The organism is Streptomyces tamarix, from assembly GCF_032423885.1.
Lineage (GTDB): Bacteria > Actinomycetota > Actinomycetes > Streptomycetales > Streptomycetaceae > Streptomyces > Streptomyces tamarix.
Window position 1 is genome coordinate 14,343 of record NZ_JAWCTQ010000019.1, and the last position, 22,741, is coordinate 37,083.

The following is a 22,741-nucleotide window of genomic DNA, read 5'->3' on the forward strand; positions in this document are numbered from 1 at the left end:
GATGGAGGGCAGGACACCGGCCTTCGTCAGCCTCAACGGGCCCGACAACGCCGGCAAGACGACTCAACTGCTGCGGTTGGCCGAGTGCTGGAGCGGCTTCCAACCGCTGGGCGCGGTCCATGAGCACGACCCGGAGCCGTGGGCGCGGGTGGCGGCCGGAGACTACGCCCGATGGTGGTTCGAGACGTCCACGACGGTGGAACTGACGGAGATGCTGCTCACCGGTCACGCCAAGCGGGCCGCCTCCCTCAGCGCCGGTCGCACGGGGCTTCTCGACCGGGGCCTGCCCATGCTCCTCGCCGTGGCCGCCGCGACCTGCGTGGTCAAGGACGGCTTGTCGGTGCGGGAGGCCCTGGGCGCCGTGATGGGCATCGCCGGTACGAGGGCCACCCCGCCGGAGACCTCGGTCCTCCTGCTGCCCTCGTTCGACACCGAGCGCAGCTACGCCATCACCAGCGCCCGTGAAAGCCGCCCCTGGAACGGCGTCTACCCCGCATACCAGAAGGCCCTCCACACGGTCCTGCTCCATCAGGTCGGCCACGGCGCGTACACCGCCGTTGTGAACTGCGAGGACCGCTCCCCGGACGACGTCCACGCCGACGTGCTCCACCACGCCGGCCTCCACACACTCACCGACGGGAGTCCGTAATGGCGCAGAACTTTCCGCCACTGATCCTTCCACCGGGGCTGCTCCAGGCCGTCACCGGTCTCCGGGACAAGGACCGGCGGCGCCTGGACGACACCGTCGCTCGGCTCCACAGCGTCAACGGACGCCTGTGGGACACCGAGGACCGGGTGCGCGGCGCGTTGCTGACCGCCGCCCAGGTCGCCGACTGCAAGCGCGAGATCGACCAGCTCAACGCCGAACGCAACGCGCTCGCCGAACGGGCCGACGAAGTGCTGGAGGCTCTCGCGGACGCGGGACGCGCCGACGCGCCGCTGCACACCGAGACGCTCGCCTCCGTCGTGGACCGGCTCTCGGTACTCACCCTGCGGATCTGGCACAGCGAGCGCGCTGCCGTACGGAACGAGTTGGCCCGGCGTCGTGTTCCCACCCTGTACCGGCAGCGCGAGGAGCTGTGTGCCGCTCTCGACACCTTGGTCGCCGACATCCTCGTCGGCAGGCGGCGCCTTCCCTCGCCGGCCCGTTACAAGCTCTACGGACGGGAAGACGCCGCGGTGACGGAGGTCAGGCCGAGTCGCCGTCTGGGCCGGGTCATCGCCGTCGGCGGGCTGAGCGAGTGCGGCAAGAGCACCAGCGCCGAGTTCCTCCGCCGGGCGTGCGGTGCCCAGCGTCTCAAGATCGGCTTCCTCCTGCGGCAGGCCGCCCACCGGCAGGGCCTCGCCGACCCGTACGCGCTGTCGGCCCGGCGGCAGGCCGAGCTGCTGCTCACTGAGCTGAACCGGTTCGCGGAGGCGCACGTCGTCACGCGGCTGTTCACCATCGAGTCGGTTCACGACGACGCCTCGGTCACCGAGCTCAAGCGCCTCATGGGCGACACGCTCCAGATCGTCTACCTGGACGCTCCCTTCGACGTACGGGCCGAACGGTCCGGGATGCCGGCCCAGGCGGTCGCCGCGAAGGACGAGATCAAGATGAGCCGTGGCGCCCACCAGGTCGCCGCGCTCGCCGACCACGTGATCGACAACTCCGGCAGCATCACAGCCCTGCGTGCCAGGCTCCGGCGCATCGCCGCCCCGCCCGTCACCGGAGCACTGCGCATCACCACCCCGTACGGGTTGGGTCTGCCCGCCGCGGTCGCCTCGGCGACGGCCGACTTCACCGACGCTCTACGGGCGTACGGCCCCGGGATACAGCTCGTCGCCCTGACCGGTAGCCCGGGCGAGGGCGCCTGGATTGCCGGCTGGTCCGACTTGGACCTGCTCGTGGTCGCCGGACACGAGGCCACCGGCCGGGTCCACAAGGCCCTCGATCGCTACCGGACCGCCCTGGACGGTGCGGCCGATCTCGGTCCCACCCTCGTCTCTCCTGGTGAACTGACCGCCCGGTGCCTCACTCCGCGCCTGGCCTTCGCCCTGTACCAGCTCCAGCAGGGCCGACCCGTCCTGCATGCCGCGCCGGACGTCGAACTGCCCCGCGTCACGCGCGACGAGCTCGCTCTGGCCGCCGTCCGCGAACTCCCCCAGGTCGTCCTCACCATGCGTCGTCTGCGCGCCGACGCGCGGCCGGAAGCCCTGCGGCAGCTGTACAAGCACCTCGTGCTGGCCTGCCGGCTCCTCCTGCGCGAACACGACCAGTGGGAGTCCGGCCCCGACCGAATCCTTGCCGCGGCCTGTCGCGTCCCCGGTCTGGCCGCCTTCTCCGTGCCGCCCCTGGCCGAGGTCTCCACCATCTGGCGCGACGGCGGGAGCGAGACGGCGCTCAAGTCCGTCACCGCGGCCGTCGACCGGCTCCTGGCCTGGTACGCCGCCCAGCTCGCCGCCTGAGCGACCTCTCCTCTTCCCTCGTCCCTGCCCGCAGGAGCTTCGCCATGCCTGAAATCCTCACCGTGCCGCCCTTCTCCGCCCGCATCGTCGAGCGCTTGAGCGTCGGCGTGACCAGCCGCCGTGAGCGCGTCGTCCACTCGCTGGACGGGCTCGAAGACCCGGTCCACCCCGACGCCCTGGCCGGCACCGGCACCCGTCTGTGGCAGCGCCTCCAGGAGGGAATGCCCGACGGTCTCGATCCCGTGGACTTCCTCCTCGGCCTGGACGCCGGCGGCATCCTGCCCACGGTGTCCCTCTCCGGCGCAGCGCGGCTGCCCTACAAGATCGCCTGGAAGCTGCACCTGCCGCTCGACGGAGCGGTCCGCTTCACCGAACCCCACGCGATGCGCACCGACGTCTTCGCCTACGGCATCACCGCCGGGCAGCGGATCGTCCTGGTCGACGACGAGATCACCACCGGTCGGACGCTGGCCGACCTCACCCTCCGTCTCCGCGAGGCCGGCGCGGTCCCGCTGGCGGCGGCCTGCCTCGTGGAGGACACCACGCGCGGTGCCCGCGCCCTGCTCGCCGGCCTCGGCCTCCCTCTGGTCTCCCTCACCACGATCGAGGGTCAGGCATGACCACGGTCGCCTCCGCAGGGATCCGGTTCCACCCCGGCTCGCAGGTCTTCCCCTCGGGGACCATCCACACCACGCCACTCGGATACGACCGTGCCGGCGTCCCCATCGGCACGCCGCTCCCCCTCCCCGCCTCCGCCGAACTCGTCGGCCGCCTGAGCACCTGCGACGAGATCGAGGTGGCCTTCGAGGGGAAGCTCGGGGACACCCTGCTGGCTCTCGCAGCCGTCCGCGCTCTCACCCACTGGCTGCGCCTGCGCGCAATCCCCGTCTCCGTGCGGGCGGTGGGACCGTACGCCGGACTGATTGCCCGTACCGGTGCGGTCACGCGGGACCCGGTCACCGTCGCCACCGGCCGACGGGTCGTCATCGGCGACCGAGCCGCCGTCGAGGCGCGCGCATCCGGCGCGGCGGTGGTCCTGGTGTGCGATCCGACGGCACCGCCCTGCTGGTCCAGCGACGGCCGCCCGTACCCGGACCTGCCCGCGCGGCACTATCTGGCACTGGAACGCCGCCTCGGTGTCCGGCTTCCCGGCGCCGCTCCCTTCGTTCCCCTTCTCTCAACCGGGCCGAGCAGGCTCGTGGAGGAGCTGCGCTCGGCAGGCTGGCTCGACGGCCTGACCATCGCGGCGATCACGGCTACGAGCTGGCCGGAGCGGAAGGACTACACCGCCCGGCGCTTCGTCGAACTCGCCGAGCGCATCGCCGAGGCGCACCAGTCACAGGCCCGGCTGCTGCTCATCGGAGGACACCCGGACGGCAACGGTGTCCGCATCGCCGCGGAGGGGCCTCGGCGTCACGTACAGGTTCTGCGCCTCGACGGCGTTCCCGCCGATCAGCTCGCCGACCTCTTCCCGCACTGCCGTCTGGTCGTCGGCAACGACACCGGCCTCACCCACCTCGCCGCGATGAGCCGCGGTCCCGACGGCAGCGGTCCGCCGGTCGTCGGCCTGTACGCACGGCACAGCCACAGCAAGTGGCGAACCGGCCTGCCACACCATCATGCCGTCGCCACGGATCTGTCCGACCGGATGCACCAGGGCGACCTGTGCCCCGTACGCGACGTCATCGCCCCGAAGACGGACGTGCACATGGACGCCTTCCCTCCCGCCGCGCTCGCCCACGTCTGCCTCGACCTGCTGAACGGGGTGAGGGGATGACCGGACAGCGCTTCCTCCGGATCGGACCGGTGCGGCGGTCCACCCGCAATCTTCTCTGCCCCGTCGACGTTCTCGGCCGTCCCCTGCTGCTGAAGTACACCCGCGATCCGGCCGAGGCCCGTGAGGAGATCCAGGGCCACGCCCGACTGGCCGGGCACTACCGGGCGCCCACCCTCCACACGCACCTGCGCGTGCCCGGGGGCCACCTCCTCGCGTACGAACGGCTCCCCGGCGGAACCGACCAGGGGCTCCTGCTCGACCTCCTCAACACCGACGAGCCGAGTGATGATCTCAACGGCTACATGGACCGGCTCACGGCCACGTACCGGGACGTCATCCTCACAACGGCGAAGCCGACCGATCCCGCCCATGTCGTGCGCAAGCTGTACTGGGACCGCGCGATGCCCGGCGGCCGACTCGACGCGTACTACGCGGGGAAGGATTTCACCGTCGCCGACGGCCTCATCGACGTCCCGGTCTCCCTCCTCGGGACATATACCCTGCGTATCAACGGCCGGCGGCACCACCTGGACTGGGCCACGACACTCCGCCGACTGCGCGCGCACTTCACGGCGACCGAGCCGGTCTGGGCAGCCCTGACTCAGGGCGACCCCACCGACGTCAACCTCGCTCGCCCCCTCGCCTGGCTCGACTTCGACACCGCCGGAATGAACAGCGTCCCCGGTGAGTTCGCAAACTTCCTCTGGTACACCGCCGCCCTCGGCGGATGGCTCGTCCCCACCTACAACCCGGCCGCTTTCACCGACCACCCCGCCGCCCTCACCCGGGTCCCGGCCAACGCGCCCCAGCTCCGGCGGGCCGACGTGGACTCCGCCACCAACACCATCCACATCGGTTACGCCCCGCGCCTCTCGGCGCCCCGACGGGTTGCCGTGGCCGCGTACTGGCAGCAGCTCGTGAGGCCGGTCGCCGAGCGGCTCTGGCCGGGCCTGGACCTCGCCCGACTGCTCCGCCCGTACCTGGCCATGCGCATCCTCGCCGTCTACGACCTCGCCGGCCTCACCCCGGAAGACCGACTCGTCCTCCTGGCCCGGCTCGCCGAAGCCCTGAGCCCCGCCTTCGACCCCGCCACCTACTTCTCCCCGCAGGAGTCGCCATGCCCGGCCCCCTGAACGGACGCACCGCCCTGGTCACCGGTGCCACCGGCGGTATCGGCTCGGCCGTCGCCCGCCGCCTCGCGGCGAACGGCGCCGCCGTCGTCCTCGCCCACCTCGACGACCACCAGGCCGCGGCCGGCCTCGCCGAACGCATCGCCCGGAGCGGCGGCACCGCCGTCCCGCTGGAAGCCGACCTCCGCGAACCGGCGTCCGTACACGTCCTCTGCCTGCAGGCCCGCGACCAGCTGGGTCCGATCGGCATCCTCGTCAGCAACGCCGGCACCTACCCTCGCGTCCCCTGGCCGGAGACGACCCCCGCCCGGTGGAACGACGCCCTGGCCGCCAACCTGACCAGCCACTACCTCCTCGCCCACGAGCTCACCCCCGTGATGGCCACCACGGGGTGGGGGCGGATCATCACTCTCGGCTCCGTCCTCGCCACCGCAGGCCGTCACGACCTCGCCGGATACATCAGCGCCAAGGCCGGTCTGGAAGGATTCACCCGTGCCCTCGCCCGCGAGCTGGGCTCCGCCGGCGTCACCGTCAACTGCGTGGCTCCCGGTTCCATCCGCGTCCCCGCCGAGGAGACGGTCGTCGACGACCCGGAAGCCATGACCGCCCGGCAGCTCGCCCGTCAGTGCGTCCAGCGCCGGGGCCGCCCGGACGACGTCGCCGCGTCCGTCGCCTTCCTCGCGACCGACGACGCCGCCTTCATCACGGGCCAGACACTGCGCGTCGACGGAGGCTGGATCCTTGGCTGACATCTGGCTCATGCGCCACGGCATCTACGAGGGGCACCGTCCCGGTTACCACGCCCCGCCCGAAGCCGCCCTGACGCCGGAAGGCCGCGACCAGATCCACCGCTCGCTCCCCCTTCCGGACGGCATCACCGCCATCGTCACCAGCCCGATTCCCCGCGCGCACCAGACCGCCGAGACCGTCGCCCACCTCACGGGCCTGCCGATCGTCGCCGCATCCGACCTCCTGGCGGAATGGCGAGCTCCCCACATGGTCCTCGGCCACACCCCGTCCACCTATCCCCTCGCGTACCGCACATGGCGAGAGCGCCGTCTTACCCACCCCTCCCTGTCCTGCGAAGACGGCGAGAGCCTCACCGACCTCCACACCCGCGCCCGGCTCTGCGCCGCCTTCCTCCACCGCACGGCCCAGGAGCACGGTCCGCTCCTGGCCGTCTCCCACACTCTCCTCCTGGGTGTGCTCACCCATCTGACCGAAGGCCCGACCGCCTTCCTCACCGCGGCGAAGGCGCCCTGGCGGTTCGCCGAGCGCCGCCCGTTCACACCAGGCTGCTCGGCAACGACGCCCGCATTCCGCCCTCCTGCTCCGTGAACAGCCGGCCTCCTGCCCCGCCTCCTCCTTGCTGGGTACGAGCCCTAGCCCGCCTTCCGAACGGCTCGGCCCGCAACTTGGGGGAGGCGTTCAAGCCGTCCCCACGACTCGCCCTGAGATGGCTCCGCACCCGCGCCTCCGACATCTCCGACCAGCTGGATCCTCCGGCAGCGCACCAGCTCCGCGCCTGGTCCGGCAATGCCGCCTCCCACGAACACGTCCTCGCGCTTCTGGCCCGAGGCAGGTCGTACAGCTACGCAGTCATCGAAGACGGCACCTGGTACGTCCTGCTGGCCGGACCTCACGTATCGAGCTCAACCGACATTCGCTGAAGAGGGAGCCGATGAACACCGGGCGGCGTTGTCGAAGCCGGGCTGGTGATGTCGTCATGGACCGACGATTCCCCAGCGTCTCCACGAAGAGCTCCGAAGCCGTGGAGACGACATGAGACCCCGCGCATGCGGCCGAGCCAAGAGGCTCTCGCCCTCCGACTCCCGGAACAGACTGGTTCTCCCGCATGTCGCCTACTCATTCGAGAACAGCGCACGCAGGCCATATTTATGCGGTTCAGGTCTCGTCGCTCACGGGTTGGAGCAGGTGCCTTCTAAGCACTCCCTCTACACGCCAATCACGTGACGAGCGAAAGAACTCTGCGCCCCTGTTCCGCCACGCCTACGAGCAGGCCGCTGCAAGCGAATGGAACACCCTCTTGCACTGACAGCAGCAACCACAGCTCGACATCGAGGAGGAGGATGACGTCCTCCTCGAAACCGCAACCCCCGAGACCTACCCGGCCACCAGCCGGCACGACCTACCCCCACCCGTCCCTGATCCGTCTGGCCGACCACCGTGTCACCGTGGTCGAACTTCCCCTACGGGTGTGGGGACGACAGCCAGCCGCTGACCACGTTCAGAACGCCCCAGGGGCTACCCCCGCACCCTCAGGGCGATCCGCCGCCAAGAACACTGGGCCTCGCACCCTTTCCTCGGCCACTCCGGAAGGCCACCGCCACATCGCGCCGGTCGGCGGGTAGCCGATCTCGCACAGGATGCGATCCTCGGCCGCCCCGCAGTGGCGGCCATCCTCCAGGTCAGCCGAGGATCGCAGCGCTGCTACGCATTCGGAGGCGGAGGAGCGCGCTAGGCCATTTCTGACAGCATCCCTTTCTGGCAGATGCCGGTTGCCTTCGAGCTGAGCGGTGTTCGCCAGCGCCGTGCGTCGTAGCGGTTCGAAGGCATCAGGGAGCAGGCCGGTGGCGCGGCCGACGGCCGCAGCAGAGCATCCGAGCCGGTGCCACAGGAGCAGGCCGTCCACCTCCACGGGGCGGAGGCCCTCATACAGTTTTGTCGAGGTGTGTCACGATGCTCAGCAGCCACCGGAGGAAGCAGGCGCGCCCATGCCGATCTGGAGGGTGGCGGGTGCTCCGCAGCAACCGCCACCCGCGCCGGCTTCTGCCGCTTCCGGTTCGCCGAAGAGGCCCGCGCCACCGCAGACGCCTGTCTCGGGGAGGGTCAGCTCGACGCGCTCGGCAGCCTCACGGTCACCGGCGAGGGCGGCTGTGATGGAGCGGACCTGCTCGTAGCCGGTCATGGCGAGGAACGTCGGGGCGCGCCCGTAGGACTTCATGCCGACCAGGTAGACATCCCTCTCCGGGTGGGCCAGCTCGTTCACGCCGTGCGGGTAGACCGTGCCGCAGGAGTGGACGTTCGGGTCAATGAGGGGCGCGAGGGCCACGGGGGCCTGGAGTCGCTCGTCGAGGCCGAGACGTAGTTCGGAGAGGTACGACAGGTCAGGGCGAAGGCCGGTCAGGACGATGACCTCGTCGACCGGGTCGAGGCGGCGGCCGTCGTCGCCGACGAGGACCAGACGATCGCCGATCCGCTCGATCGCCTCCGTACGGAAGCCGGTGACGGCTGATGCGCGGCCCTGCTCGACCGCCGCCTTGGCACGCAGGCCGAGGGTGCCGCGGGCGGGGAGCTGGTCGGCCTCGCCGCCACCGAAGGTGGAGCCGGTGATGCCCCGGCGCAGGATCCAGAGAGCGCGGGTACCGGGCTCTTCCTCAGCCAGGTCTGCGAGGTAGGCGAGGGCTGTGAAGGCGGAAGCTCCGGAACCGACGACCGCGGTGCGCTTGCCCGCGTACCGGGCGCGTACGGCCGGGTCCTTGAGGTCGGGGACGCGGTAGGAGATGCGGTCCCCGGCGGCTTTCTCGCCCAGCGCGGGCAAGCCGTTTCCGCCGAGCGGGCTCGGGGTCGACCAGGTGCCCGAGGCATCGATCACGGCGCGGGCGAGAATCCGCTCCTCGTGCCCGTCCGCGGCCAGGACATGGATGGTGAAGGGCTGCTCGGCACGGTCGGCGTCGACGACCCGGTCCCGGCCGAGGCGGGAGACGCCGGTGACGGTCGCGCCGTAGCGGACCGCCCCGCCGAGGGCGTCGGCGAGCGGCTGGAGATACCGCTCGGCCCAGTCGCCACCAGTCGGATACGTCGCCGCGTCCGGCTTCCCCCAGCCCGTGGGCGCGAGCAGTTTCTCGGCGGCCGGGTCCACGAGCTCGGCCCACGTGGAGAACAGTCGCACGTGTGACCACTCGCGCACCGCGCTTCCGGCGACGGGGCCGGCCTCAAGGACGAGCGGTTCGATGCCGCGTTCGACGAGATGGGCCGCCGCCGCTAGACCGATGGGGCCCGCTCCGATGACGACGACGGGCAGCTCTGTGGTGGTGGGCGCGTTCACGGCGACTCCCTCTGTTTCGACATCCGTCGATAGCTTGCATGACCAGCATGGCGTCTGCTTCGATACTCGTCAATATAGATATAAGTAGAAGCAGGGGGAGCGTCATGGACGTGGAATCGGTGGATGCAGCCGTCATCGGGGGCGGGCAGTCCAGCCTCGCCGCCGCCTACGCCCTTCGTCGGCGGGGGCCTGCCCCAGTGGTCCTGGAGGCATCGGACGAGCCGGGCGGGTCGTGGCCGCGCTACTACGAAAGCCTCACCCTCTTCTCGCCGGCGCGATACAGCTCCCTGCCGGGTCTGCCTTTCGGCGGGGGCAGCGACTGGTATCCGCACCGTGACGAGGTCGTCGACTACTTGCGGCGGTACGCCGAGCGGCTCGACGTCGACATTCGTACGCGGTCCCGGGTGTGGGACGTCCGCGCTGACGGTCGCGGCTTCGTGCTGAGTCTTGAGAACGGTGACACGCTGGCCGCACACCGCCTGGTCGCGGCAACCGGTCACTTCGGCAACCCCCACCGGCCGCGGCTGCCCGGACTGGAATCCTTCACCGGCCAGGTGCTGCATGCTTCGGAGCACCAAAGGCCCGAGCCCTTCGCCGGGCAACGCGTCATCGTCGTGGGCGCGGGGAACTCCGCCGTACAAATCGGCGCCGAGCTCGCCGCCCGCGCGCGTCACCCTGGCCAGCCGGGCCCCTGTGAAGCTCACATGCCAATGGCCTTCGGGCCGCGACTTGCACTGGTGGCTCACACGCACGGGGCTCGACACCGCGCCGATCGGCCGATTCCTTCACACGCCGCCAACTCAGCTCGTCATCGACGACGGCCGCTACCGCGCAGCGCTCGCAGCCCAAGACCCCAACCGCCGACCGCTCTTCACCAGCGTCGAGGGAGACCGCGTGAGCTGGGCAGACGGAACACGGGAGCGTATGGACGCGATCATCCTGGCCACCGGCTACCGCCCCGACCTCTGCTATCTGGAATCCCTCGGGGCCCTGGACGCGACCGGGCGTCCGCGCCATCGCGACGGCATGGCCATCGGCCGGCCAGGGCTGGGATTCGTGGGAGTGGAGTGGCAGCACAGTCTGTCCTCCGCTTCGATACGTGGCGTGGGACGGGATGCCCAGCACCTCGCCCGCCGTTTCGCTTCCCTCCACTGATTCGACATGTGTCAATCTGGACGCATGTCGAACGCGAACGTGCTGCCGCTCCTCGAACCGGACGTCGAGCCTTGCTGCCCGCCGCTGAACGAGCGTCCGCTGACGGCGGAGGAGGCAGTCCGTACCGCCGCGATGTTCAAGGCGCTGGGCGACCCGGTCCGGCTGCGGTTGTTCTCCGCCGTCGCCTCCCACGAGGGCGGAGAAGCATGCGTCTGCGACATCTCGGACGTCGGCGTGTCGCAGCCGACCGTCTCCCACCACCTGAAGAAGCTCAAGGAGGCGGGTCTGCTGACCTCCGAACGCCGCGGCACGTGGGTCTTCTACCGGGTCGAGCCATCCGTCATTGCGGCGATGGGCCGCATGCTCACCAGCAAGGAGTGACGCCGACGGTCACCGCCGGGAGCCCTTGCTGCTCTGCGTGTCCTTCACGACGCGGCAGGCGAAGCATTTGAACGCCTGCTGCCCGGAGAGGTTGTCGTAGTGACCGTCATCCGGAAGGACATTGGCCGGCTCGTAGCGCGGGGCGCCGTAGAGGTCGCCGACACGCTGTGCGGGGCCGAAGGTGTTCGGGACGAAGATGGTGTCCTCGCGAATGCCCTCCCACAGCAGAGCCGTGCCGGTTACGGAGCCGCGCGGGCTCTCCACGCGGACCGGGTCGCCGTCGGCGATGCCGTTCGCGCGGGCGGTGCGGGGATGGATCTGGATCAGGCGGATGCCGTTGAGCTGCTTGCCGGTCCTGGTCCAGTGCGTGACCTCGGCGAAGTGGACCACGCTAGGGCGGCCGGTCATGCCCATCAGGGGGTAGGCGCCGTGCGGTGAGCGGCCCTGGCGGGGGCCGATGCTCACGGCATGGGTGAGCGCCTGCGGGTTGATCGGGTTGACGACGAAGTCGGACTTGTAGCGCAGGGTCGGGTGGCTTCCCGTGACCTCCGGATGCGTGTAGAAGACGGGTAGCGCACCGTGACCGGTCGGGGCGAGCTTGGCTTCCAACTCGGGAGTGAAGATCTCCACCTTGCCGGATGGGGTCAGAAAGCGCTTTCCCCCATGCTTGGCGTCGAGCGCTTCGACGGCCTCGTACCAGGAGGGGTGGTCCAGGTAGAGCGTGCTCACGCCGGGGTGATCAGTGCTGGGACAGGGCCATTGCAGCGGCTCGGCACGGTGGCGCATCCGCTGCTCGGTCATGCCCGCCATGCCCGGGGTGTGCTTGACGAACTCCGCCCACAGGTTTCGGTAGTCCGTCCACTTCTCCGGGAACGCCTCGCGCCACTCGGAGTCGGGGCGCTTGGTGTCGAGGCGGGCGAGCGCGTGGGCGAGACCGATCCAGATCTCCGGGTCGGGGCGGGATTCACCGACCCGCGGCACGACCTGGTCCTGCCAGCGAATGGCACGGTCGTCGCGCCGCATGTAGACGCCTTCCATTTCCAGACCGCTGCACACGGGAAGGATGATGTCGGCGTAGTAGGCGGGCTCCTCCATGAAGAGGCCGGTGTAGACGAAGAATTCGAGCTGCTCGAAGGCTTCGCGCACGCGGAGGGTGTTGGCGGAGGAGACCAGCGGATTGCCCTGGGCGATGATGGCGCGCAGCCGGTAGGGGCGGCCGGTGAGGATGGACTCGGCGAAGTAGTCCGGGCCGACGGGCAGCGCCTGGGTGCGGTCCGAGGTCCGGGCACGCAGAGGCGGCAGGTGGAGGTCGCCGGGCCAGGTGTTGTGCATGAAGTTGCAGCCGCCGCCGGGCACGCCGATGTTGCCGGTGACGGCGGCGAGGAAGGTCAGCGCGCGGTAGGTGTCGAAGGCACCGAGCTGGTGGGAGATGCCGGCGTTGCAGTAGATCGCGGCGGGCTTCGCGGCCGCGTACTCCTCGGCGATCGCCGTGATGGTCTTCTCGGGTACGCCGGTGACCTTGGCCGCCCAGGCGGCGGTGTACCGGTGGCTGATCAGGTGGTCACGCAGCTCGTCGAAGCCGAGGACCCAGCGGTCGACGAACTCCTGGTCGTGGCGGCCGGTGGTGATGATGTGGTGCAGCATGCCGAGCACGAGGGCGTAGTCGGTGTGCGGCTTGGGGGCCACCCAGCGGTCGGCCTGAGCGCCGGTCGGGGTGAGCCGGGGGTCGACGACGGTGAGCTTCGCGCCGGTTTTCGCGCGCTCGCGCAGCAGGTGCTCGTACGTCACCGGATGGGTCTCGGCCTGGTTCGTGCCCAGGAGGAGCAGGTAGCGGGCCGAGCCCAGGTCCTCCTTGCCCGTGGCGGCGTCAGTGCCGTAGCCGTTGGTGAAGTTGCCGAGTCCGAACGTCGCGGTGAGGGCGTTGGCGCCGGCGTCGTTGCAGACCGGGCCGACATCGGTGTTGTTGGGGCTGCCGAGCATGGCGAAGAGGCGGGCGACGAGCGACCCGGTGCCGCGCAGCATGCGGCCCGTGGTGCGGTTGGCGATCGTATGGGCTTGGCCGGCGTCGCGCAGTTCGAGGAGCTTGCGGGCGATCGTCTCCAGGGCCTCGTCCCAGCTGACGGGCTCGAAGCGGGAGTCCGGGGACCCCTTCTTGCCCGCGACGCGGCGTAGCGGCGTGGTCAGTCGCTGGTCGTTGTAGACCAGCTCGGGCATCATCTCGGCCTTGACGCACAGGCCGCCGGCCTGAACCGGGTCGTTGGCCTCGCCTCGTACGCCGATGACGCGGTCGGCCTTGAGGTCCACGCGCAGGCGGCAGTTGGAGTTGCAGAACTGGCAGGCGGTGGTCACGGTCCGGTCCGGGCTCAGTGCGGCGGACTGCTCGGTGAAGTCGGGCCGGGACGTCGACGAGGTGTGGCTCGCCGCGGCGGCCTGGCTCGCGCTCGTCGCGCTGACGACGGGCAGGCTCATACCGACTCCCCCGATGACCGCGGAGTGCACGAAGCCACGTCGGGACACACCTCGATCGTCACTGCTCACCTGGTTACTCCCCGCACCTCTGCCGGCTTCTGCGCACGGCGACTGCTCAAGAGTCTGGCCGGAGTGGCAGAGCATCAGGAAGAGGAGACCGGTGGCATGATCCGCGCCTGGCACCGTCCTGCCTGGGCGGGGAAACAGGCCGCAGCTCATTCAGGAGCTGCTCGGCGCAGTCACGGCGGTTTCAGTGCGGCGATGCGGGGGCGCGTCCAGCGACCAGGCACCGGCGTCGACGACGAGGGGGCATCCCGGTCGGTGTGACTTCGGCTGCGATGTCCAGTCGTGCCACCTCCACGTCTCCGGAGGAGAGGGTGGTGGTGACGGCTGAGGCCAGCACGGCCAGGACTACGGCGACGATCGCCCGTGTCAGTCAGGCCGGCTTCTGCACCCCTGTGTAGTTCAACCGCATGCGCCTGCTCGGGTCAGGCGTAGGCCCCCATTGACGCGCAGGAGGCGGTCTTGCCGACCACGGACGCCCACCTCCGGCGAGGTAGCCCCAGGAATCACCCAGCCGCTCGCGTCCGCAGACGTAGGTGCCGCCCGGAGCCGGATGGCGGGCAGCCAGCCGGGCCGACGAGGTCGCGTCGCGATGGGCCACCACCGTCGCCAGCACCAGACCGAGGAGCAGCCCCGAGCCCGCGTCGGCAGCGGGCCCGAAGGCGGCGAACACCCCCGCGCCGATCAACGATCCGAGGCCGATCACCAGGTGTCGGACACCCCGAGCCGCCGCTGCGATCGCGGAGCGCCGGCAGCGGCCATAGCCGGCTTGGGCATCGCCAACTCCTTGCTGGACGCCGTCGGGCGCCCGCTGGCCTGAACCGTTACCGGGTCTGGGCGGCGATCTCGCGGGCCGCCTCCCGGGCGGGGCGGCCCACCCCGATGAGGGTGGCGGAGGCCGGACCGGTCCAGTCGCCGTAGCCGAGGAGGTGGAGGCGGGGCTCGGCGAGGACGCGGGTGCCGGCGGTGGGGATGTGGCCGCGCGGCCCCCTCAGGCCGAGGGGCGCGAGGTGGGAGAGGGCGGGTCGGAAGCCGGTGCACCAGATGATGGTGTCGGCTTCAGCGGTCACGCCGTCAGCCCACACGACGCCCGTCGGTGTGAGGCGGTCGAACATCGGTGACGCCTTGAGACGTCCGGCATCGCGCGCTTCCCGTACGGGCGGTACGGCGACGATGTCGCCGAGCGAGGAGACGCCGCCGGTGTCGACGCGGCCTTCGTCGAGCGCCCGACGGCGCGCGGTGGCGGCTTCGAAGAGGGCGCGGCCGTCGATGTCGTCGGGCAGGAACCGCGGTTCGCGCGGAGTGACCCAGATGAGATCGGTGTCGTGCGCGAGGTCTGCGGCGATCTGGGCTCCGGAGTTGCCGCCACCGACCACGATCACGCGCGAGTCGGTGAAGTCCTGCGGCCTGCGGTACTCCACGGTGTGGAGCTGGGCACCGCGGAACTGGGCGCGGCCGGGTATCGCGGGCAGGAAGGGCCGCCCCCAGGTACCGGTCGCGCTGATCACGGCGCGGGCATGCCACGTGCCGGAATCGGTCTCGACGCGCAGGAGGGCACCGTCGCGGTGAACGCCCTCGACACGGACGGGGCGCTCGATCGGCAACTCGTACCGCGTTTCGTAGTCGGCCAGGTAGTCGACGACGTGCTGCGCGTCCGGGTATGTCGCCCCGGGCTGCGGCGGCATGAGGCGGCCGGGCAGCGAGGAGTACGCCGCCGGTGAGAACAGACGCAGGGAGTCCCAGGCATGGCGCCATGCGCCGCCGGCCACGGCCTGGGCGTCCAGGACGACGAAGTCCAGAGCGAGGCGGCGCAGGTGGTAACCGGCGGCGAGCCCTGCCTGGCCGCCGCCGATCACCACCACATCCACATGCGGTGTCACTGGGCCACCGCGAACTTCTTGCGCCAGGCCAGCGACACGTACACCAACGCCACCAGGACCGGGACCTCGATCAGCGGGCCGACGACTCCCGAAAGGGCCTGGCCGGAGGTCACGCCGAAGGTGGCGATGGCGACCGCGATGGCCAGCTCGAAGTTGTTGCCGGCGGCGGTGAAGGCGAGGGTCGCGGTGCGGTCGTAGGCGAGACCGATCGCCTTGCCGAGAGCGAAGGTGCCGAACCACATCACCGCGAAGTACACCAGCAGCGGGAGCGCGATCCGGGCCACATCCAGCGGCTGGGAAGTGATCGTCTTCCCCTGGAGGGCGAAGAGGATGACGATCGTGAAGAGCAGGCCGTACAGCGCCCACGGCCCGATCTTCGGCAGGAAGCCGGACTCGTACGCCTCGCGGCCGAGCTTCTTCTCGCCGACCCGCCGGGTCAAGAAGCCCGCGAGGAGCGGCACGCCGAGGAAGATGACGACGTTGAGCGCAATCTTCCACATGGAGATGTCGAGGTGCTCACCGTTGCCGAGGCCGAGCCAGCCCGGGAGCAGGTCGAGGTAGAACCAGCCGAGCAGGCCGAAGGCGAGGACCTGGAAGACGGAGTTCAGCGCCACCAGCACGGCGGCGGCTTCGCGGTCGCCGCAGGCCAGGTCGTTCCAGATGATCACCATGGCGATGCAGCGGGCGAGACCCACGATGATCAGGCCGGTACGGTACTCGGGCAGGTCCGGCAGGAAGATCCACGCCAGCGCGAACATCACGGCCGGACCCAGAACCCAGTTGATCACGAGTGACGAGACCATGAGCTTCCGGTCGCCGGTGACGGCGTCGAGCCTGTCGTAGCGGACCTTCGCCAGGACCGGGTACATCATGATCAGCAGACCGACGGCGATCGGCAGCGAGATGCCGCCGATCTCGACCTTCGCGAGGGCGTCGTTCAGGCCGGGGATCACACGGCCGAGACCGAGGCCGAAGGCCATCGCGATGAGGATCCATACGGCGAGAAAACGGTCGAGCGTGGAGAGCTTGGCAACGACGGATGCTTCCTCGGTGGTCGCGGGTGCTTCAGTACGGGTCACGGACAGGCCCTCTTGTTGTCAGCGGCGGTACGAGCGGTGGCGGCCAGCTCGGCGAACCGGTCAGCGAGTTGTGCGATGACGTCGGGGCGCAGCTTGTAGTACGTGAAGCGGCCGCACGGCTCGGTCTCCACGACCCCGGCCTCACGCAGCACTCTCAGGTGGTTGGAGAGGTTCGTCTGGCGGGCGCCGGTCTCCTCCACGAGGTGGGTGGTGCAGAGGGTCTCGCGGGCGAGCAGGGTCACGATCCGGAGCCTGAGAGGGTCGGCCAGAACCCGGATCAGTTCAGTGTCGACTGACGTCATCATGGACTGATACTCTCACATCAGCGGTGACTGACACCACCGGATCCTGATGTGAATCGGGTCCGGCCCCAGCCTGACCAAGAGAGACCTCGATGTCCGACAAGCCCTCCGTGCTGTTTGTCTGTGTTCACAACGCCGGCCGCTCCCAGATGGCCGCCGCGTGGCTGAGCCACCTGGCCGGAGACCGTGTCGAGGTCCGCTCGGCCGGCTCCGCCCCCGCCGACCGGGTCAACCCGGCGGCCGTCGAGGCGATGCGCGAAGTGGGCATCGACATGTCGGCCGGGATCCCGAAGGTCCTCACCGTCGACGCGGTCAAGGCATCCGACGTCTGCATCACCATGGGCTGCGGCGACGCATGCCCGGTCTTCCCCGGCAAGCGCTACCTGGACTGGAAGCTGGACGACCCGGCCGGCCAGGGCGTCGAAGCCGTACGCCCCATCCGCGACGAGATCAAGAAGCTCGTCGAAGGACTCATCGAAGAGATCGCCCCGGAGGCTGCGAAGTGACCGTCGAGTCGGAGATCCGCAATGTCATAGTCGTCGGTTCCGGCCCCGCCGGGTACACCGCGGCGCTCTACACGGCCCGCGCCTCGCTGAAGCCGCTCGTCTTCGAGGGCTCGGTGACCGCCGGTGGCGCGCTGATCCAGACGACAGAGGTCGAGAACTTCCCCGGCTTCCGCGACGGCATCATGGGCCCCGAGCTCATGGACAACATGCGCGCCCAGGCTGAGCGATTCGGCGCCGAGCTCGTCCCCGACGACGTCGTGGCCGTCGATCTGAGCCAAGGCATCAAGACCGTCACCGACACCGCCGGCACCGTCCACCGCGCCAAGGCCGTGATCATCGCGACCGGCTCGCAGCACCGCAAGCTGGGCCTGCTCCACGAGGACGAGCTGTCCGGGCGCGGTGTGTCGTACTGCGCGACGTGCGACGGGTTCTTCTTCCGCGGGCACGACATCGTCGTGGTCGGCGGCGGCGACACCGCCATGGAGGAAGCGACCTTCCTCTCCCGCTTCGCCAAGTCCGTCACCATCGTCCACCGCCGTGACACCCTGCGCGCCTCCAAGGCCATGCAGGAACGCGCCTTCGCCGACCCGAAGGTCTCCTTCGCCTGGAACAGCGAGGTCGCCGAACTCCACGCCAAGGACGGCAAGCTCGCCGGCCTCGCCCTGTGCGACACCGTGACCGGCGAGACCTCCGAACTGGCCGCGACCGGCCTCTTCGTCGCCATCGGCCACGACCCGCGCAGCGAACTCGTCAAGGGCCAGCTCGGGCTGGACGACGACGGCTACCTGAAGGTCGCCTCGCCCTCCACGCGGACGAACGTCCCCGGCGTGTTCGGCGCGGGCGATGTCGTCGACCACACCTACCGCCAGGCCATCACCGCCGCCGGTTCCGGCTGCGCGGCCGCTCTGGACGCCGAGCGCTACCTCGCCGCGCTCGCCGACGGCGTGACCCGCTGAGGAGGAGACCACCGCGGCCCCGAAGAGCGTGACCGGCGACTTCTTCGAGGGCGTCGTCCTCAAGAGCGACGGGCCCGTACTGGCGGACTTCTGGGCCGCCTGGTGCGGCCCAGAAGTCCGCCAGATCGCGCCATCGTTGGAGGCCATCGCCGCCGAGCACGGCGGCCGCATCACGGTTGTGAAGCTGAACATCGACGAGAACCCGGATACGGCCGCCGAGTACGGCGTCATGTCCGTCCCGGCGTTGAACGTCTACGGGAAAGGAGAGGTCACCAAGACCACCGCGGGTGCCAAACCGAAGGCCACGATCGAGCTCGAACTCGAGCCCTTCCTCGGCGCGTAGCCGCTCGGCCGCCGTCGAGTTGAACACCAGCTGAACACGATGCGAACGTTCGCGACAGGTGGGAGGTTTGCGCCAGACCCGGCCCTTCCACCTGCCGTGAGTTCTTAGGGTGGGATGCATGTCTTCTGCACCTGTCCCCGGGCCCCGGCTGGAGCTTCCGCTGATCGAGGGGGAGGACCCCACCTGCGGGCCACCGCTCGGCGTGGACCCCATGCCCCGTGACGAGGCCGAGCAGATGGCGCGCGCACTCAAGGCCATCGCTGATCCGACCCGGCTTCAGATGTTGAGCATGCTCCTGGCCGCTCCCGACGGCGAGGCGTGCGTATGCGATCTGACCGCTCCGCTCGCCCAGCGGCAGCCCACGATCAGTTATCACCTCAAGGTCCTCACCGACGCCGGGATCGTCACGCGAAGCAAGCGCGGCGCCTGGGTGTGGTACTCGGTGCGGAGCGATCGCGCCGAACTGCTCACCTCCTTGCTCCACGCACGGGTACAAGCAGCTGCGTAACGCAGAAAGCGCCGGTCCCCGGTCCACCGTGGTTGCGACACGGCGGACCGGGGACCGGTCTTCCAGGTACGGACTCAGGACACGCTGGGCGGGGATCCGGCAGCCGGCCTGGTTGCGACAGGCCGGAGGAACGTCACCGCCTCCGCGGCACTCAGCCGGCGGCGAGGGCAACCGTCTCCGGGTGCTCGATCCGTACCGTGGTGTCGCAGAGCCGCGCCACCTGGGCCGGGTCGTGCGAGACCAGCAGGACCGTGCGGCGGCCTCGCAGCGCCGCCACCGACTCCTCGACCGTGTCCCGGCTCCGTTCGTCCAGGGCACTCGTCGGTTCGTCGAGGAGCAGCGCGGCCGGTTCCAGGGCCAGCGACCGTGCCAGGCACAGCCGCTGTCGCTGTCCCGCGGACAGGTCCAGCGCCGGGGAGACGAGGCGGTTCTTGACCTCGTTCCACAACCCGGCTTCCTTCAGGGCCTGTTCCACCCGATCCCGCATCTCCTGCTTCGATGCCCGTACCAGGTGACGGAGGCCGAAGAGCGCGTTGTCCAGGATGCTGCCGCCGAAGACGACGGGGGTCTGCGGCACCAGGACAACCGTGCTGCGCAGCGCGAAGTCGCCCTTGCCGTACCGGACCTCCCGCCCGAGGATCTCCAGGTGACCGTCCCGCCTCAGCCCGTGGGGCAGCAGGTCGACCAGGGCCCGCAGCACCGTGGACTTACCGGCGCCGGAGGGACCGCACAGGCCGGTGGTCGAGCCGTGTTCGATCTCGAAGGTGACCGGGCCCACCAGCGTCCTGTCGCCGGCGAGGATCCGCAGGTCGCGTACGGCTATCACGTTGTCCATCGGCGTGCTCCTTCGAAGCGGTTGCGCAGCACCACGGCCAGGATGAGAAGGGCTGCGGTGATCAGGACCAGGACCAGTGCGCTGCCCCATGACTGGGCCACCGCCGCCGGATCACCCGAGTCCTGGGACAGGGCGAAGATGTGCGTGGGAAGGGCCTGCACCGGCGAGTCGACGACGCCGGACGGCAGGGCCGGTGCCCCGAAGAACACCGTGGCGGTGAAGATCAGGGGTGCCGTCTCGCCCGCCGCGCGGGCCAGGCCGAGCAGCAGGCCGGTGAGGGTGGCGGGCCAGGTGTAGGGCAGGACCACCGATCGGATGTACTGCGTCCGGGACAGGCCCAAGGCCATGGCTGCTTCAGTGAGTTCCGGTGGCATGCTCCGGATCCGCCCCGCCGTAGTCATGGCGATCACCGGCACGACCACCGGCACCAGCACGATCGCACCGGCCAGCCAGGACCGTCCCCAGCCCATCGTGCTGCAGAAGATCACATATCCCGCCAGGCCCAGCAGAATGGTCGGCGTACCGCCGACGACCATGGTGAGGGTCTCCAGGAGACGCGCCACTCGTGGTGAGGCGTGCACACCGATCAGGATGCCCGCCCCGTAGCCCAGCGGCAGGGCGATCAGTGCCGTGGTGACCATGATCAGCAGAGTGCCGAGGATCTGGTCGCTCACGCCGCCGCCGGCCGCGCCCGTCGCGGAGGTGAACCAGAAGGACGGGTCCAGGGCGGTGCTTCCCCGGCCCACGAGGACTGCGAGCATGCCGACCAGGAGCACGCCCGGCAGGGCCAGGGCGCTCATATGGAGCACGGTGGCCATCCGGTCGCGGGGCATGCGCAGTCGAGCGGCCGCGGGCTGGTGGCCCTTCAGGCCGCGGGTCGCGCCGCTGGCTCGCCGCGCGGTGCCGCGTATGCCCCAGACGGTGGCCGCGGCGACCAGCGTGAGCAGGATGACGCCCAGGCCGCAGAGGGCGGCCCAGTGGGCACCGGAGGTCCCGGTCAGCGTCGGCTCGGGTCCGGCCAGCTTGGTGGTGAGGGTCTGACCGGGGTGGAACAAGGAGTCGAGGAACTCACTGAACGAGCCGGGGAGCCGGCCGTCGGCCCGCCCTACGACGAGGAAGACGGCGATCGCCTCGCCGAGGGCCCGGGCCAGGCCGAGCAGGACGCCGGCCCGCATGCCCGACCGGGCCTGCGGAAGGACGGCGGAGCGGACGACCTCCCGGCGGGTGAGGCCCAGGGCATAGGCGGCCTCCCGGTACCGGTGGGGAACGGCCGTCAGGGCGTCCACACTCACCGCCACGATCGTCGGCATGATCATCACGGCGAGGACGATGCCTGCGGCGAGGAGGCTGTCACCGCCCGGTACGCCGCCCAGGGTGGCCACGAACGGGCGGACGACCATGACGCCGATCAGGCCGTAGACGATGGAGGGGACTGCGGCGAGGAGTTCGACCAGCAGGCGCAGCGGCCGGGCCAGTCGCGGCGGCAGGTACTCCGACAGGGTGACGGCCGCCGCCCAGCCGACCGGCACGGCCAGCGCCAGGGCGAGCACGCACACGACCGCCGAGCCGAAGATCATGGCCAGGGAGCCGAAGGCGGCGTGGGTCGGGCTCCACTGCGCGGAGGTGAACAGGGAAAGCCAGTCCACCTCACCGCTCGCGACGCCGGTCGCCAGATACCCGGCCAGGACCAGCAGGACCAGACCGATCGCGGACATGCCGGTGGCCGTCCAGCCGCGGACCCATCTCGCCCGCAGGGGGCGGGACGTGGTCTCCGTCGCGAAAGGCGCGTCCGTACCGGCGCGGCGACTGTCCCCCTCGGACTTCGGCGCCTCTGGTGGGCGGTCCAGAGTGATGCTCACGGGTCACATACCCATCTGCTTGCGGGTCAGGTAACCGTGCTCGGTGAGCAGGGCCTGCCCCTTGGACGAGAGGATGTAGTCGATGTACTCCTTGGCGGTACCGGTCGGCTTCCCGTCGGTGATCATGAAGAGGGGCCGGGTCATCGGGTACGTGCCGGCGGCGACGTTCTGAGGCGTCGGGGCGATGCCGTCGATGGTCACGGCCACCAGGTCGTCGTGGCCCTCGATGAAGCCGGTGGACAGCGGGGCGATGGAGCCGGGGGTCGACTTCAGCTTGTTGCGGGTCTCGAGGTTGCCGCCGACGACGGCGTAGTTGCCCGACTGCGGTGGCGCCGGGGCCTTGCCCCCCTTGCCGTAGAGGAACTTGTCGAGCACCTCACGGGTGCCTCGGCCGGGCTCCTTGTCGTAGACGAAGACCGCGAGGTCCGGTCCGCCGACTTCCTTCCAGTTTTTGATCTTCCCTTCGAACAGGCCCTTCACCTGGTCCTTGGTGAGGTTGTCGACGCCGGCGTCGGCGACCTTCCTGGTGATGATCACGCCGACCGCGTCGGCACCGATCTGCGTGGGGACGAATTCGGTGTCGGGGTGGGCTTTGCGGTCGTCGTCCGACAGGGGCTTCGAGCTCAGCGCGATCTCGATCTGGCCGGATCCGAGCTGGGAGATACCGCCGGCCGAGCCGCCCTGGGTGGCGACGGTGATGTCCAGCCCCTTGGCCTTCAGGGCCTCGGCGGCGTCCGCGGCCACCGGGGCCACGGTGGTGGAACCGCTGGCCTGCAGCGCGCCCGTGGCGGCCTCGGCGCCGGCGCAGCCGGTGAGCACCGCGGTGAGCACCAGGGCGGTGGAGGCGAGATACGCGCGGCGGCGCCTGGGCCGGTCGGTGGCGTGGGTGTTCGAGGTGGGGATGAAAGACATGGCGGTGGCCTTCTCTGGAGGTGGCTGATGCTGGGCGGTTCCAGTGCTGGTGACTGCACTCGGCACCCG

The 22,741-nt window shown here is 70.3% G+C and carries 21 protein-coding genes and 2 pseudogenes; 14 read left to right on the forward strand and 9 right to left on the reverse strand.

The features are described 5' to 3' along the window. Position 1: 1 nt before the first annotated feature. The 7 genes from RND61_RS16765 to RND61_RS16795 are packed head-to-tail and all read left to right on the forward strand — an operon-like array spanning position 2 to position 6,693. Positions 2 to 649 carry a hypothetical protein gene (locus tag RND61_RS16765; protein WP_315878772.1) on the forward strand — a complete coding sequence of 216 codons (648 nt, stop codon included), beginning with the start codon at positions 2 to 4 and terminating at the stop codon, positions 647 to 649. Next, entirely contained in the window at positions 649 to 2,448 is a 1,800-nt protein-coding gene (locus RND61_RS16770) for a DUF4254 domain-containing protein (protein WP_315878773.1), read from the forward strand. The genes RND61_RS16765 and RND61_RS16770 overlap by 1 nt, the downstream gene beginning before the upstream one ends. A 44-nt stretch (positions 2,449 to 2,492) precedes the next feature. Next, entirely contained in the window at positions 2,493 to 3,068 is a 576-nt protein-coding gene (locus RND61_RS16775) for a phosphoribosyltransferase (RefSeq protein ID WP_315878774.1), read from the forward strand. Then, entirely contained in the window at positions 3,065 to 4,225 is a 1,161-nt protein-coding gene (locus RND61_RS16780; protein ID WP_315878775.1) for a glycosyltransferase family 9 protein, read from the forward strand. The genes RND61_RS16775 and RND61_RS16780 overlap by 4 nt, the downstream gene beginning before the upstream one ends. Continuing rightward, the gene (locus tag RND61_RS16785; RefSeq protein ID WP_315878776.1) at positions 4,222 to 5,358 is read left to right on the forward strand and encodes a hypothetical protein; all 1,137 of its coding nucleotides are present in this window, start codon (positions 4,222 to 4,224) and stop codon (positions 5,356 to 5,358) included. The genes RND61_RS16780 and RND61_RS16785 overlap by 4 nt, the downstream gene beginning before the upstream one ends. Further along, entirely contained in the window at positions 5,343 to 6,104 is a 762-nt protein-coding gene (locus RND61_RS16790; RefSeq protein WP_315878777.1) for an SDR family NAD(P)-dependent oxidoreductase, read from the forward strand. Before RND61_RS16785 ends, RND61_RS16790 begins: the two co-directional genes overlap by 16 nt. After that, complete coding sequence (locus RND61_RS16795; RefSeq protein ID WP_315878778.1) at positions 6,097 to 6,693, forward strand: histidine phosphatase family protein; 597 nt, start codon at positions 6,097 to 6,099, stop codon at positions 6,691 to 6,693. The genes RND61_RS16790 and RND61_RS16795 overlap by 8 nt, the downstream gene beginning before the upstream one ends. Positions 6,694 to 8,059: 1,366 nt before the next feature. On the opposite strand, the gene RND61_RS16800 is transcribed toward RND61_RS16795, so the two are convergent. Further along, a complete protein-coding gene (locus RND61_RS16800) occupies positions 8,060 to 9,424 on the reverse strand; it encodes an NAD(P)-binding domain-containing protein (RefSeq protein ID WP_315878779.1) in 1,365 nt (454 codons plus the stop codon). Between the two features lie 104 nt (positions 9,425 to 9,528). Between RND61_RS16800 and RND61_RS16805 the strand changes: the two are divergent. From RND61_RS16805 to RND61_RS16815, 3 genes and pseudogenes are all read left to right on the forward strand, one after another. Further along, a pseudogene (locus tag RND61_RS16805) lies at positions 9,529 to 10,035 on the forward strand (flavin-containing monooxygenase); the annotation flags it as partial. 313 nt (positions 10,036 to 10,348) lie between these two features. Further along, a complete protein-coding gene (locus RND61_RS16810; protein ID WP_315878780.1) occupies positions 10,349 to 10,579 on the forward strand; it encodes a hypothetical protein in 231 nt (76 codons plus the stop codon). Positions 10,580 to 10,603: 24 nt separating this feature from the next. Then, complete coding sequence (locus RND61_RS16815) at positions 10,604 to 10,960, forward strand: ArsR/SmtB family transcription factor (protein WP_315878781.1); 357 nt, start codon at positions 10,604 to 10,606, stop codon at positions 10,958 to 10,960. Positions 10,961 to 10,969: 9 nt separating this feature from the next. Here RND61_RS16815 and RND61_RS16820 read toward each other — a convergent pair whose 3' ends face one another. From RND61_RS16820 to RND61_RS16840, 5 genes and pseudogenes are all read right to left on the reverse strand, one after another. Further along, entirely contained in the window at positions 10,970 to 13,429 is a 2,460-nt protein-coding gene (locus tag RND61_RS16820) for a molybdopterin-containing oxidoreductase family protein (RefSeq protein ID WP_391653597.1), read from the reverse strand. Positions 13,430 to 13,739: 310 nt separating this feature from the next. Further along, positions 13,740 to 14,269 (reverse strand): annotated as a pseudogene (locus RND61_RS16825) (amino acid permease); the annotation flags it as partial. A 47-nt stretch (positions 14,270 to 14,316) separates the two neighbouring features. Continuing rightward, positions 14,317 to 15,372, reverse strand: a complete 1,056-nt coding sequence (locus RND61_RS16830; RefSeq protein WP_315878783.1) for an ArsO family NAD(P)H-dependent flavin-containing monooxygenase — start codon at positions 15,370 to 15,372, stop codon at positions 14,317 to 14,319. Continuing rightward, positions 15,369 to 16,451, reverse strand: a complete 1,083-nt coding sequence (arsB, locus tag RND61_RS16835; RefSeq protein ID WP_315878784.1) for an ACR3 family arsenite efflux transporter — start codon at positions 16,449 to 16,451, stop codon at positions 15,369 to 15,371. Before arsB ends, RND61_RS16830 begins: the two co-directional genes overlap by 4 nt. Further along, positions 16,448 to 16,756, reverse strand: coding sequence for an ArsR/SmtB family transcription factor (locus RND61_RS16840; protein ID WP_315878785.1), 309 nt, complete (start codon positions 16,754 to 16,756; stop codon positions 16,448 to 16,450). Before RND61_RS16840 ends, arsB begins: the two co-directional genes overlap by 4 nt. A gap of 89 nt (positions 16,757 to 16,845) precedes the next feature. On the opposite strand from RND61_RS16840, the gene RND61_RS16845 reads away from it, so the two are divergent. The 4 genes from RND61_RS16845 (at position 16,846) to RND61_RS16860 (ending at position 19,066) form a co-directional block, all read left to right on the forward strand. Beyond that, the gene (locus RND61_RS16845) at positions 16,846 to 17,259 is read left to right on the forward strand and encodes an arsenate reductase ArsC (protein WP_315878786.1); all 414 of its coding nucleotides are present in this window, start codon (positions 16,846 to 16,848) and stop codon (positions 17,257 to 17,259) included. Next, on the forward strand, positions 17,256 to 18,215 hold the full coding sequence (gene trxB / locus RND61_RS16850; protein ID WP_315878787.1) for a thioredoxin-disulfide reductase: 960 nt from the start codon (positions 17,256 to 17,258) through the stop codon (positions 18,213 to 18,215). The genes RND61_RS16845 and trxB overlap by 4 nt, the downstream gene beginning before the upstream one ends. Positions 18,216 to 18,243: 28 nt before the next feature. Beyond that, on the forward strand, positions 18,244 to 18,558 hold the full coding sequence (locus RND61_RS16855) for a thioredoxin family protein (protein WP_315878788.1): 315 nt from the start codon (positions 18,244 to 18,246) through the stop codon (positions 18,556 to 18,558). Between the two features lie 118 nt (positions 18,559 to 18,676). Further along, complete coding sequence (locus tag RND61_RS16860; RefSeq protein ID WP_315878789.1) at positions 18,677 to 19,066, forward strand: ArsR/SmtB family transcription factor; 390 nt, start codon at positions 18,677 to 18,679, stop codon at positions 19,064 to 19,066. Between the two features lie 151 nt (positions 19,067 to 19,217). Here RND61_RS16860 and RND61_RS16865 read toward each other — a convergent pair whose 3' ends face one another. The 3 genes from RND61_RS16865 to RND61_RS16875 form a co-directional block, all read right to left on the reverse strand. Beyond that, on the reverse strand, positions 19,218 to 19,901 hold the full coding sequence (locus tag RND61_RS16865; RefSeq protein ID WP_315878790.1) for an ATP-binding cassette domain-containing protein: 684 nt from the start codon (positions 19,899 to 19,901) through the stop codon (positions 19,218 to 19,220). Beyond that, a complete protein-coding gene (pstC, locus tag RND61_RS16870; protein ID WP_315878791.1) occupies positions 19,889 to 21,616 on the reverse strand; it encodes a phosphate ABC transporter permease subunit PstC in 1,728 nt (575 codons plus the stop codon). Before pstC ends, RND61_RS16865 begins: the two co-directional genes overlap by 13 nt. A gap of 147 nt (positions 21,617 to 21,763) precedes the next feature. Then, complete coding sequence (locus tag RND61_RS16875; RefSeq protein ID WP_315878792.1) at positions 21,764 to 22,672, reverse strand: phosphate ABC transporter substrate-binding protein; 909 nt, start codon at positions 22,670 to 22,672, stop codon at positions 21,764 to 21,766. Between the last annotated feature and the right edge of the window lie 69 nt (positions 22,673 to 22,741).